The organism is Legionella drozanskii LLAP-1, from assembly GCF_001467585.1.
Lineage (GTDB): Bacteria > Pseudomonadota > Gammaproteobacteria > Legionellales > Legionellaceae > Tatlockia > Tatlockia drozanskii.
This window is the reverse complement of sequence record NZ_LNXY01000003.1, coordinates 135,475-151,271: the sequence shown is the minus strand read 5'-3', so window position 1 is coordinate 151,271 and position 15,797 is coordinate 135,475. Positions and strand designations below refer to the sequence as shown.

The following is a 15,797-nucleotide window of genomic DNA, read 5'->3' as shown; positions in this document are numbered from 1 at the left end:
TTTGGCTATTCTTTTGATTATGTTTAAATTAAAAATAGCTAATTCGACTTCAAGGAACTTACTCAAGCATTTTGAGTCCATTATTCAGAGGTGAATAGAATGCGCCTGTTTATGATGTTAATTTATTTAATATTAATCGTACTGGGTGTAAGTTTTGCTGCCTTAAATGCGTCTTCTGTGCATGTTAACTTCTATTTTAAAACAGTCAGTATGCCTATCTCCGTGTTGATGACTATCATGTTTGGCGTTGGTCTTCTTATAGGCTTTTTATTTTTCATATATCGCTATTGGCGACTTAAGATGGATTATTTAAAAATTAGGAATCAGCTAAGGATGACTGAAAAAGAAATAAAGAATTTGCGATCTATCCCATTAAAAGATCAACATTAATAGAATTGACCTGTCTCGATTGAAAATTTATTATCTGGGGACGGTAGATGGGGTTAATGATCCTTTAGCTTGACGACTATCGATTATTGACCATAATAGGGATGTTCACAACGGCGGTGAACTCCTTTAAAGATTGGAGCGCTTTAATGATTAATTTATGGCCATTATTGTTACCTGCTGCTGCTTGGTCCGGTTGGTGGGTTGCTAGCCGTAATTACTCTGGCAAACAAAAGAAGTTTGACAATCGTTTATCTCGTGAATACGTTGTGGGCTTAAACTATCTCTTAAATGAACAGCCTGATAAAGCTGTTGATATTTTTATAAAATTATTAGAAGTTGATAGTGATACGGTAGAAACCCATCTTGCATTAGGTTCATTATTTCGTCGACGTGGAGAAGTAGATCGAGCAATAAGAATCCATCAAAATTTAATTGCTAGACCTCAATTAAGCTTAAGGGAGCGCAAAGAGGCTTTAATGGCCTTAGGCCAAGATTATATGAGTGCCGGTGTATTTGATCGCGCAGAGCGAATTTTCTTAGAAGTAGTAGACCTAGGCGGTAGTAGTGAAACTTGCAGCTTACAAGGCTTATTAGCAATTTATCAGCAGGAAAAAGCCTGGGAAAAAGCTTTAGATATTTCAAAAAAATTAGAATTATCCGCTGGCCAAAGTATGCATACCCAAGCTGCACATTATTATTGTGAGATTGCAAGTCATGCCTTAAAAAATAATGCAATTGATAAAGCACAAAATGCAACGAAGCAGGCTTTGCAAGTTGATAAAATGTCGGTACGAGCCAGCCTCATGCAAGCTACATTGGATATACAGCATGGACGTTATAAGCAGGCAATCCGTTCATTAAAGCGAGTGCCTCAGCAAGATCCTGAGTTTTTCAGCGAAATTATCGAGTCATTAGTTCTCTGTTATCGTGAGTTAGATGCAATGGATGAGTGTGTTGATTATCTCCGGCAAACATTAATCGACTATCCTAGAGCATCAACGATTTTTGTGATCGGCGAATTTTTACGTCGCGAAAAAGATATGGATGTTGCTATAGATTTTGTATCAGAAAACCTGAGTACTCATCCATCTATTAGAGGTTTAAATCGGTTAATTTTCTGGCATCTTGAAACAGCACACGGCAAAGTGAAAGATAAACTGCAAATGTTATATGACATTACAAGCAAATTTCTGGATAATAAGCCTATTTATCGTTGTGGACATTGTGGTTTTGGAGGTAAACATCTGCATTGGCATTGCCCAAGTTGTAAACAGTGGGGTAGAATGAAGCCGGTCCATGGATTGGAAGGGGACTAGATACTGGTATTAAGTTAGTTGTGAGGGATTTATCTTGAAGCGGAGATTTGTTCAGCTGGCCTTACCACCAATATGGCTTTAGGCCTTTATTCTTTATGTTGAGAAAATTATGCAATTTATTGATCTTAAAAAACAATATAAGTTAATTGAAACAGATATTTTAAGTAGCATTCAAACAGTATTGGAGCATGGCCAATATATTATGGGGCCAGAAATAGGAAAACTCGAAGGTCAATTGGCTGAGTTTTTAGGTGTAAAACACGTTATCGTGAATTCTAGTGGTACTGATGCATTACTTATGGCACTTCTTGCATTGGATATTGAGCCCGGTGATGAGGTTATAACAACACCGTTTAGTTTTTTTGCCTCAGCTGAAGTCATTGCCCTATGTCAAGCTAAACCTGTCTTTGTAGACATTGACCCAATTAGCTACAACATCGATGCAAGTAAAATTGAAGCAGCGATTACCCCAAAGACGAAGGTAATCATGCCAGTTAGTCTCTATGGTCAATGTGCGGATATGGAGCCGATCAATCGCATTGCCAAAAAATACGGATTACCAGTAATTGAAGATGCAGCACAAAGTTTTGGTGCAACTTATAATGGCCTCTATTCTGGTGCTTTATCCACGATAGGATGTACTAGCTTTTTCCCATCGAAGCCACTTGGAGGCTATGGTGACTCTGGAGCCTGTTTCACTGATGATGATATATTGGCTGAAAAATTAATTGAAATTCGCAACCATGGGCAAAATGTACGTTATTGCCATCGCCGTATAGGTATTAATGGTCGTATGGATACGATACAAGCGGCAATTCTAATTGAAAAGCTAAAGTTGTTCCCCGATGAAATGATTATGCGTCAAAAAGTTGCTCAACGATATGGAGAGCTCCTTTCTGGTTTAGTAAGAACGCCAGTCGTCATACCAGGTAATCTATGTGCTTATGCTCAGTATACGATTGAAGTTCCAAATCGTGATCAATTCCAGAAAAATATGCAGGATTTAGGTATCCCAACAGCGATACATTATCCTGTTGCAATACATCAACAGCAAGCAGTGAAATATCTTGGATATCAAGTGGGTGATTTTCCTTTTGCAGAAAAAGCAAGTAAGCATGTTGTCAGCCTACCTATGCATCCGTATATGAGTTTTGAAGAGCAACGAACTGTAGCAAATGCGGTGGAAAAATCATTGGCTAAAGAGTTAGTAGGAGCCTAGGTGAGTTTGAAACTGATAGTCGCGCTTGATTTCGCTAATCAACGAGACGCGCTTAATTTAGTTGAGAAATTGAATCCTAACCAATGTGCATTAAAAGTTGGTAGCGAAATGTTTACCTTGTTTGGCACTGATTTTGTAAGAAATTTGGTCAAAATGGGATTCAAGATCTTTCTGGATTTAAAGTTTCACGATATTCCTAATACCGTTGCTAATGCCTGTAAAGCTTGTGCTGAACTTGAAGTATGGATGATTAATGTTCATGCTTCGGGTGGTTTGAAAATGATGCAGGCTGCAAAAAAAGCTATTGAACCTTATGGAGCGAGCCGACCCTTGTTAATCGCTGTAACTTTGCTAACCAGTATGGGTGCAAATGAATTGCCAGCGATTGGATTCAATGCTTCGCTTGATGAACAGGTAAATCGATTAGCTAAATTAGCTCATGAAGCTGAACTAGATGGAGTAGTTTGTTCTGCCTATGAAGTGCCTATGATTAAAAATTCTTGTGGCCAGTCCTTTCTTACAATTACTCCTGGGATTAGGCTTCCTGGCGATAAAGCTAATGATCAAACACGTATAATGTCTCCTGTTCAAGCACTTGAATTAGGAAGTGACTTTTTGGTAGTAGGTCGTTCTATCACATCTGCGCCTGAACCTGCAGAGGTTGTACAGGGTTTATTATCGACATTTAATTAAACAATCTTATCTTTTAATACTAAGCCAATACTTATTTTTACAGGGAAAAGATCTCAGATATGCCAGAAGAACTAAATCGATATTATCTGCAGACTATGGGGATTGAAAGCTTTATATCTCGGAAGAAGAATCCCGTTTCTGAAAATCATCTCGTGGCACTTGAAGGTGAAGTTGCTGCCTGTACTCGCTGTCCATTACACAAGACGCGTACGCAAACTGTTTTTTCTCGCGGAAATTCAAAAGCTAGATTAATGATTATTGGTGAAGCACCTGGATTTTATGAGGATATGCAAGGCTTGCCCTTTGTTGGAAAGGCTGGCAGTTTACTCAATCAAATGCTGCAAAGTATCGAGATGAGTGAAGACAATGTTTATATCGCCAATGTTTTAAAATGCAGACCGCCAAATAATCGAGATCCCGCGATTGATGAAATTGAGCAATGTAGCTCCTATCTTACGCAGCAGATTGATTACATCGCCCCCAGTTTGATCCTTGCTTTAGGACGTTTTGCGGGCCAGTTTTTACTTAAAAAAACACTCCCACTTAATGAATTACGTAAAACGGTTCATCGTTATAAAAATACTCCTTTTTTAGTCAGTTATCACCCGGCTTATTTATTGCGTAATCCAATAGATAAGAAAAAGGCTTTTATTGATTTAATGGCTGTAAAAAAAATGTTATCAGAAGACTAGCTTAAGGCTATTTCTAAGCTTATTTTTGTCCAGCTCGTAAAATACAGGGAAGAGTTATTAGAAAAATGATGAGGAATTACGGTCTAACCTTGATTGAGTTATTAGCTGGATTAGTGATAATCAGTATTATGTTCGCCTTTTGCTTACCTTTAGGTTTCTCGCTTTATGGAAAAAATCAACTGAAAGTGCTCGAAAACGAGATAAGTATTGCTATTCGTTTCGCACGAAATATGGCTTTAATGAAGCATATACCTCTTGTTTTAAGCCCTTTACCGAAAACAAACAATTGGTCTGATGGAATGATATTATTCGTTGATAACAAAAATCATCAATATACTGAGACGGATCAATTAATTCATCAATGGAATTGGCAGAAGCTGAAAGTACAGGTTAACTGGCAAGGATTTCGTTCGCATAATTATCTAATATTCTCCTCAACATTAAACCATTCTGCGAATAATGGACATTTTACTCTACGAAATAAGGAGGGAGAAACTGTCAAATTAGTTATTAACCGCTTGGGACGTGTAACAGGCCTGCAATTACTGGAAAAGTAGGGGAGGCTGTATAGGAGGAAGGTCAAGATTTAGAGTGACCTTGTGTCATCTCACTATGTCAAATTAGTGCTTTCAAGGTGCAAGTGATATAATTACGCCGCTAAACTCATGTTTTATATTTTACTTATGCTTATTAAAACCACTCAGTTATTGCAAGGCGACAGTCATCCACCGAATGAATTAATAACTTGGCTTTGTCATCAAAATTCTCTCACCGAAAAACTTAGAACGCAAACTGGTCATGCGGAGCTTGAAGTGCTTGAACAACATTGGACTTTGCCAAGTTGGTGGGATAAATTCGCTTTGGGATTGCCGACAGAAGCAGTTCTGCACAGAAATATAGTAATGTTTTCGAAGCAAATACCCTGTTGGTTTGCTCGTACTATTGTGCCAGAACGTACATACTATGAAAATAGCCAATTTTTTGATCGGTTAACACAGGAATCTTTAGGAGTTATCATTTTTAATGAGCCTAAGATCGAACGAACACAATTGCTTAACTACCCAATTAATAAAAATTGTATAGAATATCATTGGATTCCGCCGTTAATAATGAATAAAAACGAGCAAGTTTGGATAAGATTGTCTGTTTTTACTATTGCAGAAATAACACGCTTTTATCTCGTAGAAATTTTGCTTCCAGGGCTTATGAGAGTATTAAAGTGAATTGGATTAATTATTTAAAATTAATGCGGCTACATAAACCAGTAGGTATCTTGCTGTTATGGTGGCCAATTGCCTGGTCTTTATGGATTGCTTACCAAGGTAATCCGCCATTTTCAATTGTTTTTTTGTTTTCTTTAGGCACCGTTTTGATGCGTTCGGCTGGATGTGTTGTAAATGACATTGCTGATCGTCATATCGATGCACATGTAAAACGAACTAAAAATCGCCCTTTAGCTGCAGGTCAAATAGGACTTGTTCAAGCCTTGAGCTTGCTTATTTTTCTTTTATTAGGTTCATTTATAATCTTAATTCAGCTACCAAAAGTCTGCTTTTATTATGCCTTATTAGCTGTTGTTATTACGATTTTATATCCTTTTTGCAAACGGTTTGTTGAGGGGCCACAATTTGTGTTGGGAGTTGCTTTTTCTTTAGGTATTCCTATGGTTTTTGCTTCTGCAAATAAAATGTATAACCCCACGATTATTTATTTATTAATTATTAATTTTCTATGGATAGTTGCCTATGATACGCAATATGCCATGGTCGATCGGGACGATGATTTGCAGATAGGAGTGAAATCTACAGCAATCTTGTTTGCAAGTTACGACAGGCTTATTATTGGTTCTTTTCAGCTATTTTCCCATTTACTTTGGTTGGTGCTTGCTTGGGAATTACATTTTTCTTTAAGCTTTTTTGTTGGCTGGGTTATCGCAGCTGGTATATTATTTTATCAACAAAGACTGATTGCGAAGCGGGAACGAGAAGCTTGTTTTCGCGCTTTTTTGACGAATGCTTGGTATGGTTTGCTGATGTGGTTGGCGGTTGTATCGTAGAACGTGCCTTGGCCAACATTAAATTATGCTTTAGCTCACAAGCTCATCAAGTAAACTGCTAGCTCCAATGCGGATGAAAGATTTATGGGGGTCGCGTCCTAACATTTGTTTGGCTAAAGCGAGATAAGTAAAGGCCTGTTCTGGTTTTTTTATTCCCCCAGACACTTTCAAGCCACAGTTTGCTTTAGAGTCGATAATCGCTTTAAGAATAGAAAAAGCTGCGGAAGGAGTAGCGCCTTGAGCAATTTTACCTGTTGAGGTTTTTAAAAAATCACAACCTGTCTCAATGACTGCTTTACTTAGCTGATAGATGAACTCTAAAGAAGGTAAAGCTCCTGTTTCTAAAATCACCTTAAAAGTCACCTTGGCTTGTTGGCAAAGTTGATAAGCCTGTTGACATTGTAATAAAGCTGTTTTTTCTTCGCCTTCCAAATAAATTTGATGAGGAAAAACATAATCAATTTCATTAATTCGATTAGTCGACAAAATTTCATCGATAGAAGTTAGGACTTGTATAGTTGATTGATCACCCTCAGGGAAATTTATGACCGTAGCAAGTTTAATGTCCGGTGAAGAAATCATTTTTTTGATGTGCTGAGGAAAAACACAAATTGCGGCTACTTGATAACGGTGAGCTTTGTGGTTAAGGGTTGATAAAGCATTGTCACTAGCTACTTCATCAAGTAAGGTCAGATCAATGAGGGAGATAACTTCTTTATTAGTGGGTCTAAAGAACTCTAATGTGGTTTTGAGTTCATCATAAGCCATCAAATAATTTTCTTCTAAACTAATCAATTGAACAATCCTCATTCAGTATCAATTACTGTCGGTCACTCATTTTTAAATTGATGCAATCCTAACAATGCTTAGCTAGAATAGCTAGGCCTACATTTTTTTTTCAACCACTAATAAATATGAGTGACGCAGTAGCCATTTTAAAAGAATTGCCTAGATACAATCTGCAATAAATTTTTTCACAATCTTGCTTAATTTCTCAGCAGCGGTTGCAGCCATTTGCACAACGGCTTCATGACTATGACTGGTTGCTGTTAGACCAGTCGCATAATTGGTAATTATTGCAATCACGGCGACTTTCATACCGCAATGATTAGCAACTAAAACCTCGGGTACAGTTGACATGCCAACAGCATCAGCACCTAAAATACGAAAAGCTCGAATCTCAGCCGCTGTTTCATAGTTAGGCCCTAGCACTGCTACATAGACGCCCTGATGGAGAGTCGTTTTTTCCTTGTCAGCAATATGTAATAATTGTTCTCGCATCTGCTGATCATAAGCGTTATCTAATGGGACAAACCGTGGACCAAATTCATCATCATTAGGGCCTACTAAAGGATTGCCTGGTTGAAAATTAATGTGATCGGTTATGAGCATTAATTCACCTGGTCCTACATCTTCTCGCAAAGAACCAGAGGCATTGGTTGCAAAAAAGTATTCACATCCTAGTAAACGCAAGCAGCGCACATAGGTTCTTAGAGTTTCAAAACTAGCCCCTTCATAGCTATGGGCCCGGCCTTGTAAACAGACAATTCCTTTTCCATGTAAATAGCCTAAAACTAATTTACCACTATGCCCAAACACCGTAGGTTTGGGAAAACCAGGTAGCTCATCGTAGTTAATGCTTATTGAATCTTCAAGTTGATCTGCAAAACTTCCTAATCCTGAGCCAAGCACTATCCCTAGAGTCGGTTTAAAATTTGGTAATAAGTGTTTAATTTTTTCCGCTGCCAAGTGGGCAGCATTTTTAGTTATATTGCTCATTTCTATTCCAAGTTAAGGCTTCAATTTAAAGGCGAGAGGTAATAATTCATCAATAGTGAGCGATCTTATTAAACTTTGATGATTACAGAGATGAATCATAGTCTCTGAGGTCGAGAATTCAGCGATTCTCTGACGGCAGGCTCCGCAAGGCGTGCATAAACTGTTTGCGCCGTTTAATACGACTAAGCTTTTTATTTTTTGCTTACCTGCAGTAATCATTTGGCAAATTGCTGAGGACTCAGCACAAATAGTTAAACCATAGGAGGCATTTTCAACGTTGACACCCGTTTGGAAGCTATCATCATCACAGCAGATACAAGCAGCAACCTGGTAGTTAGAGTAGGGGGCATATGCACTAGGTAATACTGCTTTGGCTTTGTTTATCATTGCTCCGATTAAGTCGACCATTTATCACTCCAAATTGGATGCAAACTATACTAATTATCAACAGGGGTTACAAGCCATTGGTTACTATTGGTATAGACTAGTTTTGAACATATTGTTGAAAGTGTAAGTTGGGCTAAGGACCAGCCTACACATGATAACAAGTCTTTGAACATAACCTGGTTATTTTCATTACTTAGTAGACCATTGCCGCGTCCTGATCTGATATAAAATCTGGTGCCTGTGTGATTTCAGAAGCACAGGTAAATTGTCCCGGATAGTTTCTACTGCCAAAAGATGGGAGCTGAGCAGTTCGATCTTTTCGGGCATTTTTCTCCATTTCTTTTCTTATTTCCCGCTCTTCCTTCGCTTTTACCTGTTTTACAAGCACGCTGTATTTCTCTTTTAGTTTACTTGCTTGTTCTGCAAAAACTTTAGCTTGTTCAATCTCTTCTCCTCCTTTCACCGGTGTAGTGATAAGGGGGGGTATTATTGCTGGGGAAGTATAAGTGCTTTTCTGATCGCAAAGGCTAACCACTTGAGAGGCATTATTTTCGGTGCTAAAACCATAATTCCAAAATCTGATGAAAAATTTTAATAATGGATAATACCAACTTGTTAGATGTCCACTTAAAAATGACTCCACTTTGGCTTCATTATTGATTTTTTTGAGTAGATCATTTGCTGAGGATTGACCATCATTGAGGCTTAATAATTCACATCCGCGCAAGACTAAATTATATTTTTGTTGCTGGCCAAAATGATTGATTAAGTTAATTTCAGGACTAAAATTTTCTCTTGATTTTTCTGGAAATTTCTTTGTATAAAACTGTGCCATATGATTAAACATTTCTTCGCTTAAATAGCTTGGATTCTCGGTAATAAGCTCTTCAAGGGCAGTAAATATACAATTGCTGAGATCTCGTTGAGGAAACTTAGCCATAACCTGCGAAATGTTTTTTAAATAGTTTGGATTAGCTTTGATTCTTGGGTGAGCAATGTAGTCTTTTATTAATCGAACTAAAGGTTCATGGTTTCCTGTGTAGTTGATTAAATAAGCACTAATCAAAGGTAACTCTGTCATTGAACTATTCGCTTCCCAAGCCTGGTTACATAGTTCTTTCCAGTCAATAATCGCTTGATGTTTTTCTAATAGCTTAAAATCTTGATCATTTTGTTGATGTTGGGGATCAAACCAGCCCAAGACTGTGGAATAAATATCACTTACTGCTTCTTTAAGTTCTTTGGGTAAATACTCTTTTGCAGCAATTGCATTTAATAAAGAACGCTTTACAGTTTGGGTCGTAATGAAGGGATCAAATTGTTCATTATGATAAAACAGTGAAGTAAGACCAAAATTGGCGCAGCGAAACACTAATTCCGCAAGTATTTCTTTACCTATTTCTAAGTTTTCGTCTGCGTTGAGATGCTGGTGAAAATGTCGCTTGAGAAACGTACTCATTTGTTCAAGTTCAGCTTTAGACCAGGCAATTTTCGATGAAAAACGAAGTTCTTTACGGTGAAATAGTTGTTCCCTTTGCTTTGCAAAAATAAGTAATAGCAGACGATGTTGATCAGTTTGTGTCAAATTATTTTGCCTATTCAGGGCCTCAATCGCTGGAGTACAGTGATGCTTAAAGAAGAAAGAAGTCAGTGGTTCTGAAAGATCAGTGTCGATGCTTTGAATCGGGGTTAAGTGGGCCGTTTTGAGGAAAAATTTCCAAATTATAGAGGCAGAACCTTCGGAGCTAAGCAATGTTGTTAGAATTCGATTATAGAGGTCTTCGGTTAGTGTTTTTTCAGTGAATGTTCGGTCACTAAGATGTTCTAAAGCACTAATAAGTAAATCGGGTTGAGCCGAGTCTTTTGCATAAATGCCGAGTAATTGAAAGCCATCATTAAACCATGACTTATCGCTATGATTAGCAAGAAAATTAGCTAATATTAAACCAGTGTCGTGGCGTTTAAAGAATTCGAAAATGTATTTTTGCAGTGCTTGATTAACAAATAGCTCGCGGCGTAGCGCAGGATTAGAAAGAATAATTTCGAACAACTGCTCCGCATTCTCATATAATTCAATGTTAGCTAGAAGCGAAAATAAGGACTCAGGTGAGTGTTTACTGACCAATACTTGCAGGCTTGCTGCTTGAATAGGTTTAGAGCTTGTTGCCAACTGGTAAGCCACTTGTGTGGTAATCCATTCATGTTTGCTAGGATCTGCCTTTTCATAGACTTCTTCAAGCGAATTTTCCGAAAAAATATCGCTAACTAATAGTCCGAGTGCTACCGACGATTCCTCTAGTTTTTCTTGAGGAACTGTTGCAATCAACATGGCCGAAGTATATTTTTGAAATAAATTCTCTTGTTGAACCTGTCCCGTATTAGTTAAGGTCCCAATGACTCGTCGTTCTCGGTCATAAAAGGGCAGTCCCACTGTCATTTCCTTTTTTCCAAGTAAAGGACGAGGTGGGGTATCTAGAGACATCGCATAATTTGCTTCGTTGATAAAACCAATTTTTCGCTGTTCTTGATCGTAAAGGAAAGGTTGTTGCTGTTGTTTCCGAGTTAACTCAGATTGTTCAAAATTTTTGTGCGGCAAATAAGTTTTTAACCAGCTTACTATAGTGCTTCTTTCTTGTTCAAAATCTCCTTTGCCTTCCGAAGCAACTCTAACTACATAATCAGCAATTTTATAAAATACACCGTCCCGAGCACCAGCAAGACGATTATTATAATGAGTAAAAAGAACTTCGGAAGCAGCCTCTGCGACCTCCGGCCAGGTATTTTCAATCGCTCGGCAATTGTTTTCAAGTTGGTTAAGTAAGGCTCGAATGCAATCATCGGAACGAAATTGAAGCAATAATTCTAATTTTTTGAATAAATGTTTTTTTCTTGATTTGTCTACTAGAATTTCTTGTCTGAGTTTCTCCATATATTCTTTGCTTTCTTCGGGGAACTTTGCCTCACCCTTAAGAAATTGACTAAGGCGCTCATACTCATCTTGTTTTAAGATCATTGAATAATAGCGATATCGATCTAGAAGAAGTTGCAAAACTTTTGCTGGGTCGGCCGAGGAATATTTTAAAGCAGCAACAAATCGAGGATTAGTTAACAGTCTCTGAATCCAGATAGCATTTATAGTAAAGCTGGATAAGCTTTTCTTGTCCTCTTCTTTGAGAATATCTTTGGCGATTTCTATCAGCTTTGCGTCACCAAGCAACTCTACATCTTGTTGACCTAAATATTCTTTAATATGGCCTAATGATTCTGGGCTAGTCTCGGCATGAGCACATAAATTATTCAATAAGTCCCTACAAGCCTGACTATAGAAGGCGTCATCAGAGTTTAAGCCTAACAAAGAATTATTGATAATTAGTTTTAGTGTTTCTGGAGGCAGTTTATTGATTGTTTCAACGATGATTTTGGATTTGGCCTGCTTAAATATTAGATCGAGCTTTAAAATAAATAGACGATTCTCTAGTGTTCTATTCTTGGACTCGAGCTTGGGCGCATAGGTTGCAATGAGTGCAAGAATCGCTTGGGGATGAGGACTAACTGTTTGCTCCTCAAGCATAGCTTTGAAAGATTCTGCTTGGGCTTGAACCTCAGACATTTGTAATTTATCTTCTATTTCCGAAGTTCGAGGTCTGTAAACGCCTGTTTTTAGCAGCTTAAATGACATGGATTGAGACGTGTAAGAATCAACTGAGGTTAAAATGTGTTCAATCCAGTGAGATACATCGCTATGTCTTATCTTCGGATTAATTCTTAACAGTTCAACGGGTAGATTTTGTCGTTTGGCATGAAGAACATATTCCACAAGATTTTTGAAGTCATGGAGTTGTGCCAAATCACATAAGGCTATTGTGTCAGTTAATTGAGTCTCATCATTGCTGTACAGCGCAGTTATTAAATTATTTAATGTGGTTGGGGGATTAATGAGAGCAATTTGTAAATCAAGTAGAACGGGCAATGCCCCATTTTTTAGGTAAAGAATGTGCTCAATTTGTTTGTCCACTTCAATCCATTCGGCAGGGTTTGTTGTTTGGATTAACCGAGCCATATTGTGATATAAGGCATCGCTTGAAATACGATAACCGCAGCTTAAAGTCCATTGGAATAACGCTGGCAGAAGCTGGTTACGCTGAGGATTTCGCCAAATTCCGCGCAATATCTGCTGATTTAATTGATTTAAAAGTAAATTTGTTTTTTCAGGATTGGAGTCTAGCTCTTTTTTTATAGTGGCTTGATTCTGATTTACAGTTTGTTGATGTTGATCCATGCGCTTACATAAAGCAGTCACCTTTAAGTTAAGTGCTGTGATTGCCTCAGAGGAAGCAAATTGTTGGAGTTCACTTCTTAATTGTCTGTCATCCGATTCGAAAAAGGAGCTGTCTTTCAACTGATTTTGCAATGTCTGTAATGTAGAGCTTAAATGGAGAAAATGAGTTTCTATTAACTCCCAGGCTAAATCAGTTTGATCAAGATGAATAAAAAATAAACTATCAGAAGTTTGTTGGAGTCCCTCAGTTAGCTCAGTTAGGGATTTTTTAATTGCTGCATGCCGGTCTTCCACAAGCAAGTTTGCTAAGTCTAAAGTTTGCTGATGAAGCTTATCGACTTGTTCAATTTCTGTAGCTAAGTCAAGACGGCCACGTTTGTTTTCTAGGCGATGAATCCAAGTGTTTAATTCATCGTTTCGGGGTTCTAATTTCGCAGCCGCTGATAAAGAGTCAGCAACAAGTCTGGGACTGAGATTGTTCCTGATGCTTTGAATAATTTCTATCACATTTGCAGATGGGGATGCCGCAAGGATTTCGTTCAAAGCCTGATGATTTTCAGGACGCATCCATATTTCAGGGCTACATGCATAGTCTCTAACTAGCTCGGATAAAAGACTACCTGGTATGAGAGTTATATTTTTAAGCGAATTAATTAATGACTGTTTTAAATGTAAATGGATGGGTTTGGTTTTTTCACTGAGTTGATTAATAAGTAATTTAAGACGAGGTTGAGTCGCCAAATTTAAAACGAGTTGTAAGCGGGCATTTGCTTCGGGTGAGGAAGAGGATGCTTTATAAGTTCTGTGAAACTCCTTTTCAAATTGACTAAATAATACTTTTAAATAGTCTTCATCAATTGGATTAGTTTGTAGTATCTGTTCAATTGTTAGTACAGTGAGTATCAGACAGATACGTTGACTTGCGAAACTAATTAAAGATTTACGGCAGAGTTTTGCAAATTCTTGGAGTGTTTCTGCAGGAAAATGGGATAAATCGGAGTTTTGTAAATGAATATTTGCAATACTCTCTAATACATTAGAATGATAAGGAATTAATTGTTTAATGAGTTGATGATTTTTAAAATGATCGCTGCCTTGCTGGCTTTTATAAATTGCAGGTTGTACTAAAGCGCGGGAAAGGACTAATCCTAGCTCGGTTTTTTCTTCTTGATTTAGGGTTAGAGACGAAAGCAAATTAATACGTTCTTGAGTCGGAAGAGAAAAAAGTAAAATGATTAAATGAAGTTGCAATGCCTTGTGTTGGATTGGGCTGCAATTTTGGAGTTTTTGTAAGTGATTTTTAATGTAAGTCTTAATTGCATTTTCTAAGGTCAGATCGGCTTGAGTGTCCTCTGATTGTTTTTTTTGAATTAAAAATAGACGCGCAATATCTGTAAGAAAATGGATGTAGCAATCATTTTCTTGGCTACAGTATTCCATTATAGAAATAGGTCTTCTTTGCTCTAAAACCTGCTCCAGTTCTTCGTAATTATTTATAGGAAGCTTTGCATTATTCAGTGTATTTGCAAAGGCAGTAAGGATTGATTGATTTATATGAAGCGTAAATGATTTTAGCGTCTGCAGTTGATTATTTGCTAAGGCTTCATCAACTGCCGTGTGTCCTTGGTCATCTTTCAGATAAGCAGAGAGCTTATGTCGAAGAAAAATTTCTACTAGAGTAGTATGACCTGAGGATGCAGCAAAATGTAAAACGGTTCTATTACCTCCCCATAAACGAGTGAGTATATCGGGATTTGCTTTAATTCGGCTTTCTATGTCTTCGGTTAAAATAGTGCTTGGAGGACTTTGAGCAAGTTCCAAAAGAGGTAAAGCATCGAAAATTGTAATCATTTCTTTATGGTTTTTTTTCTTAGCTAGCTCACTCATGGTTTTTGTTCCTGAGTAATCTAGATGATCTTTTTGAGTTCCTGGTTGCTCAAGATAACAGGCAACGGCTTGAACTCGTCGTTCGTTTACTGCGGTCTGCATGATGGACAGAGGATGGGAATACGATACCTCAGTAAATAGGGAGCGTAGATTTTCGTCGCTGTGATAGGTTCGTATTATAAATGTATCGATTCCCGAATTATCGGTGCGGGCGAAGGCAGATTCGATCGGTGTTTTATCTTGGTCATTGCGTTGCGAGAGTAATTTTTTTGCATCCTCTTCGTTGATTACCATTAAAGCTTCCAATAAGGCTGAAATAACGGTCTCGGATTGAGAGTTAAAGATAATATGAAATAAATTACTCCGGTTATTTCGGTTAAAAACATATTGAGTTGAACCATAGAGTAATTTGAGCAGATCTTCCTGAGCGTAGTTATCAAGTAATTTAAGTAAAGCTAAAGCTAACTCTTGTGAGGGAGCTGGTTGCTTTTTAAAAAGCTCGATAAATCCATCAGGTAGAAGTAAAGAAAGTAGCTTTTTAGCATCTATCTTGGACAAGGCTTCAACGATATGAATGGATGATTGGCTATCACTAGTATTAATCAACTCAAGAAAATAATTAATATTAGGAGGATTGCAGAATAGTAATTTGATTATCTCATCTTCGCGTAATCTTTTAATTTTTGCGGCAATTTTAAGTCTAGCTTGCTGAGGAGCATGGTTCATCACAGTGGTGAGTAAGGGTTTGTCGAATTTACTGTCTGTTGCTGCAGAAAATAAATTAACGAAGTTTGTTGAACTTTTCATTGCTACTAATGAGTCAGCAAGCTTTTCACAAACTATAGTCGGTGCATTTCGAAGAACTATATTTATAATATGTTTTTGCTCCAGATCTTTTTCTGGAATAGTAGGGCGATCATTGGCCACTTGTTTGGTAAATAATTCAGCGGATTTATTGGCATGTTCCACAAAATGTTCAAGAAGCAGGGCTTGGATTTGTTCATTAGGTAATTCTTGGATTTTTAACTTGACTCCATCGCTCATCTTACCCATTTTTTATCCTTTTAAAATTACAAACAAAGGCCGCAAGTAGCTAGCA

At 37.6% G+C, this 15,797-nt stretch carries 12 protein-coding genes; 8 read left to right on the top strand and 4 right to left on the bottom strand.

Annotated features, from left to right (window positions below):
* Window positions 1–99 precede the first annotated feature (99 nt).
* The 8 genes from Ldro_RS01785 to ubiA all read left to right on the top strand — a co-directional run bounded on the left by Ldro_RS01785 (window position 100) and on the right by ubiA (window position 6,366).
* Complete coding sequence (locus Ldro_RS01785) at window positions 100–390, top strand: LapA family protein (protein ID WP_058494711.1); 291 nt, start codon at window positions 100–102, stop codon at window positions 388–390.
* A gap of 146 nt (window positions 391–536) precedes the next feature.
* Complete coding sequence (gene lapB / locus Ldro_RS01780; RefSeq protein WP_058494710.1) at window positions 537–1,706, top strand: lipopolysaccharide assembly protein LapB; 1,170 nt, start codon at window positions 537–539, stop codon at window positions 1,704–1,706.
* Between the two features lie 109 nt (window positions 1,707–1,815).
* Window positions 1,816–2,925, top strand: coding sequence for a DegT/DnrJ/EryC1/StrS family aminotransferase (locus tag Ldro_RS01775; RefSeq protein WP_058494709.1), 1,110 nt, complete (start codon window positions 1,816–1,818; stop codon window positions 2,923–2,925).
* A complete protein-coding gene (gene pyrF, locus Ldro_RS01770) occupies window positions 2,926–3,618 on the top strand; it encodes an orotidine-5'-phosphate decarboxylase (RefSeq protein WP_058494708.1) in 693 nt (230 codons plus the stop codon).
* 59 nt (window positions 3,619–3,677) lie between these two features.
* Window positions 3,678–4,310 (top strand): uracil-DNA glycosylase, encoded by a 633-nt coding sequence (locus Ldro_RS01765; protein WP_058494707.1) that lies wholly within the window; start codon window positions 3,678–3,680, stop codon window positions 4,308–4,310.
* 65 nt (window positions 4,311–4,375) lie between these two features.
* On the top strand, window positions 4,376–4,867 hold the full coding sequence (locus Ldro_RS01760; protein ID WP_083497877.1) for a GspH/FimT family pseudopilin: 492 nt from the start codon (window positions 4,376–4,378) through the stop codon (window positions 4,865–4,867).
* A 126-nt stretch (window positions 4,868–4,993) separates the two neighbouring features.
* Window positions 4,994–5,533 (top strand): chorismate--pyruvate lyase family protein, encoded by a 540-nt coding sequence (locus tag Ldro_RS01755; protein ID WP_065235890.1) that lies wholly within the window; start codon window positions 4,994–4,996, stop codon window positions 5,531–5,533.
* Window positions 5,530–6,366, top strand: coding sequence for a 4-hydroxybenzoate octaprenyltransferase (ubiA, locus tag Ldro_RS01750; protein WP_083497876.1), 837 nt, complete (start codon window positions 5,530–5,532; stop codon window positions 6,364–6,366). Before Ldro_RS01755 ends, ubiA begins: the two co-directional genes overlap by 4 nt.
* A gap of 30 nt (window positions 6,367–6,396) precedes the next feature.
* Here ubiA and deoC read toward each other — a convergent pair whose 3' ends face one another.
* The 4 genes from deoC to Ldro_RS01730 all read right to left on the bottom strand — a co-directional run bounded on the left by deoC (window position 6,397) and on the right by Ldro_RS01730 (window position 15,751).
* A complete protein-coding gene (gene deoC / locus Ldro_RS01745; RefSeq protein ID WP_238583943.1) occupies window positions 6,397–7,176 on the bottom strand; it encodes a deoxyribose-phosphate aldolase in 780 nt (259 codons plus the stop codon).
* A gap of 138 nt (window positions 7,177–7,314) precedes the next feature.
* Window positions 7,315–8,145 carry a purine-nucleoside phosphorylase gene (locus Ldro_RS01740; RefSeq protein WP_058494704.1) on the bottom strand — a complete coding sequence of 277 codons (831 nt, stop codon included), beginning with the start codon at window positions 8,143–8,145 and terminating at the stop codon, window positions 7,315–7,317.
* A gap of 12 nt (window positions 8,146–8,157) precedes the next feature.
* Window positions 8,158–8,553 (bottom strand): cytidine deaminase, encoded by a 396-nt coding sequence (gene cdd / locus Ldro_RS01735; protein ID WP_058494703.1) that lies wholly within the window; start codon window positions 8,551–8,553, stop codon window positions 8,158–8,160.
* 172 nt (window positions 8,554–8,725) lie between these two features.
* On the bottom strand, window positions 8,726–15,751 hold the full coding sequence (locus tag Ldro_RS01730) for an ankyrin repeat domain-containing protein (protein ID WP_058494702.1): 7,026 nt from the start codon (window positions 15,749–15,751) through the stop codon (window positions 8,726–8,728).
* Window positions 15,752–15,797: the final 46 nt, after the last annotated feature.

Coding starts and splice junctions, on each gene's coding strand:
- lapB (WP_058494710.1), top strand. CDS start 537: ATGATTAATTTATGGCCATTATTGTTACCTGCTGCTGCTTGGTCCGGT.
- Ldro_RS01785 (WP_058494711.1), top strand. CDS start 100: ATGCGCCTGTTTATGATGTTAATTTATTTAATATTAATCGTACTGGGT.
- Ldro_RS01765 (WP_058494707.1), top strand. CDS start 3,678: ATGCCAGAAGAACTAAATCGATATTATCTGCAGACTATGGGGATTGAA.
- Ldro_RS01775 (WP_058494709.1), top strand. CDS start 1,816: ATGCAATTTATTGATCTTAAAAAACAATATAAGTTAATTGAAACAGAT.
- cdd (WP_058494703.1), bottom strand. CDS start 8,553: ATGGTCGACTTAATCGGAGCAATGATAAACAAAGCCAAAGCAGTATTA.
- deoC (WP_238583943.1), bottom strand. CDS start 7,176: ATGAGGATTGTTCAATTGATTAGTTTAGAAGAAAATTATTTGATGGCT.
- Ldro_RS01730 (WP_058494702.1), bottom strand. CDS start 15,751: ATGGGTAAGATGAGCGATGGAGTCAAGTTAAAAATCCAAGAATTACCT.
- Ldro_RS01740 (WP_058494704.1), bottom strand. CDS start 8,145: ATGAGCAATATAACTAAAAATGCTGCCCACTTGGCAGCGGAAAAAATT.
- Ldro_RS01760 (WP_083497877.1), top strand. CDS start 4,376: ATGATGAGGAATTACGGTCTAACCTTGATTGAGTTATTAGCTGGATTA.
- Ldro_RS01755 (WP_065235890.1), top strand. CDS start 4,994: ATGCTTATTAAAACCACTCAGTTATTGCAAGGCGACAGTCATCCACCG.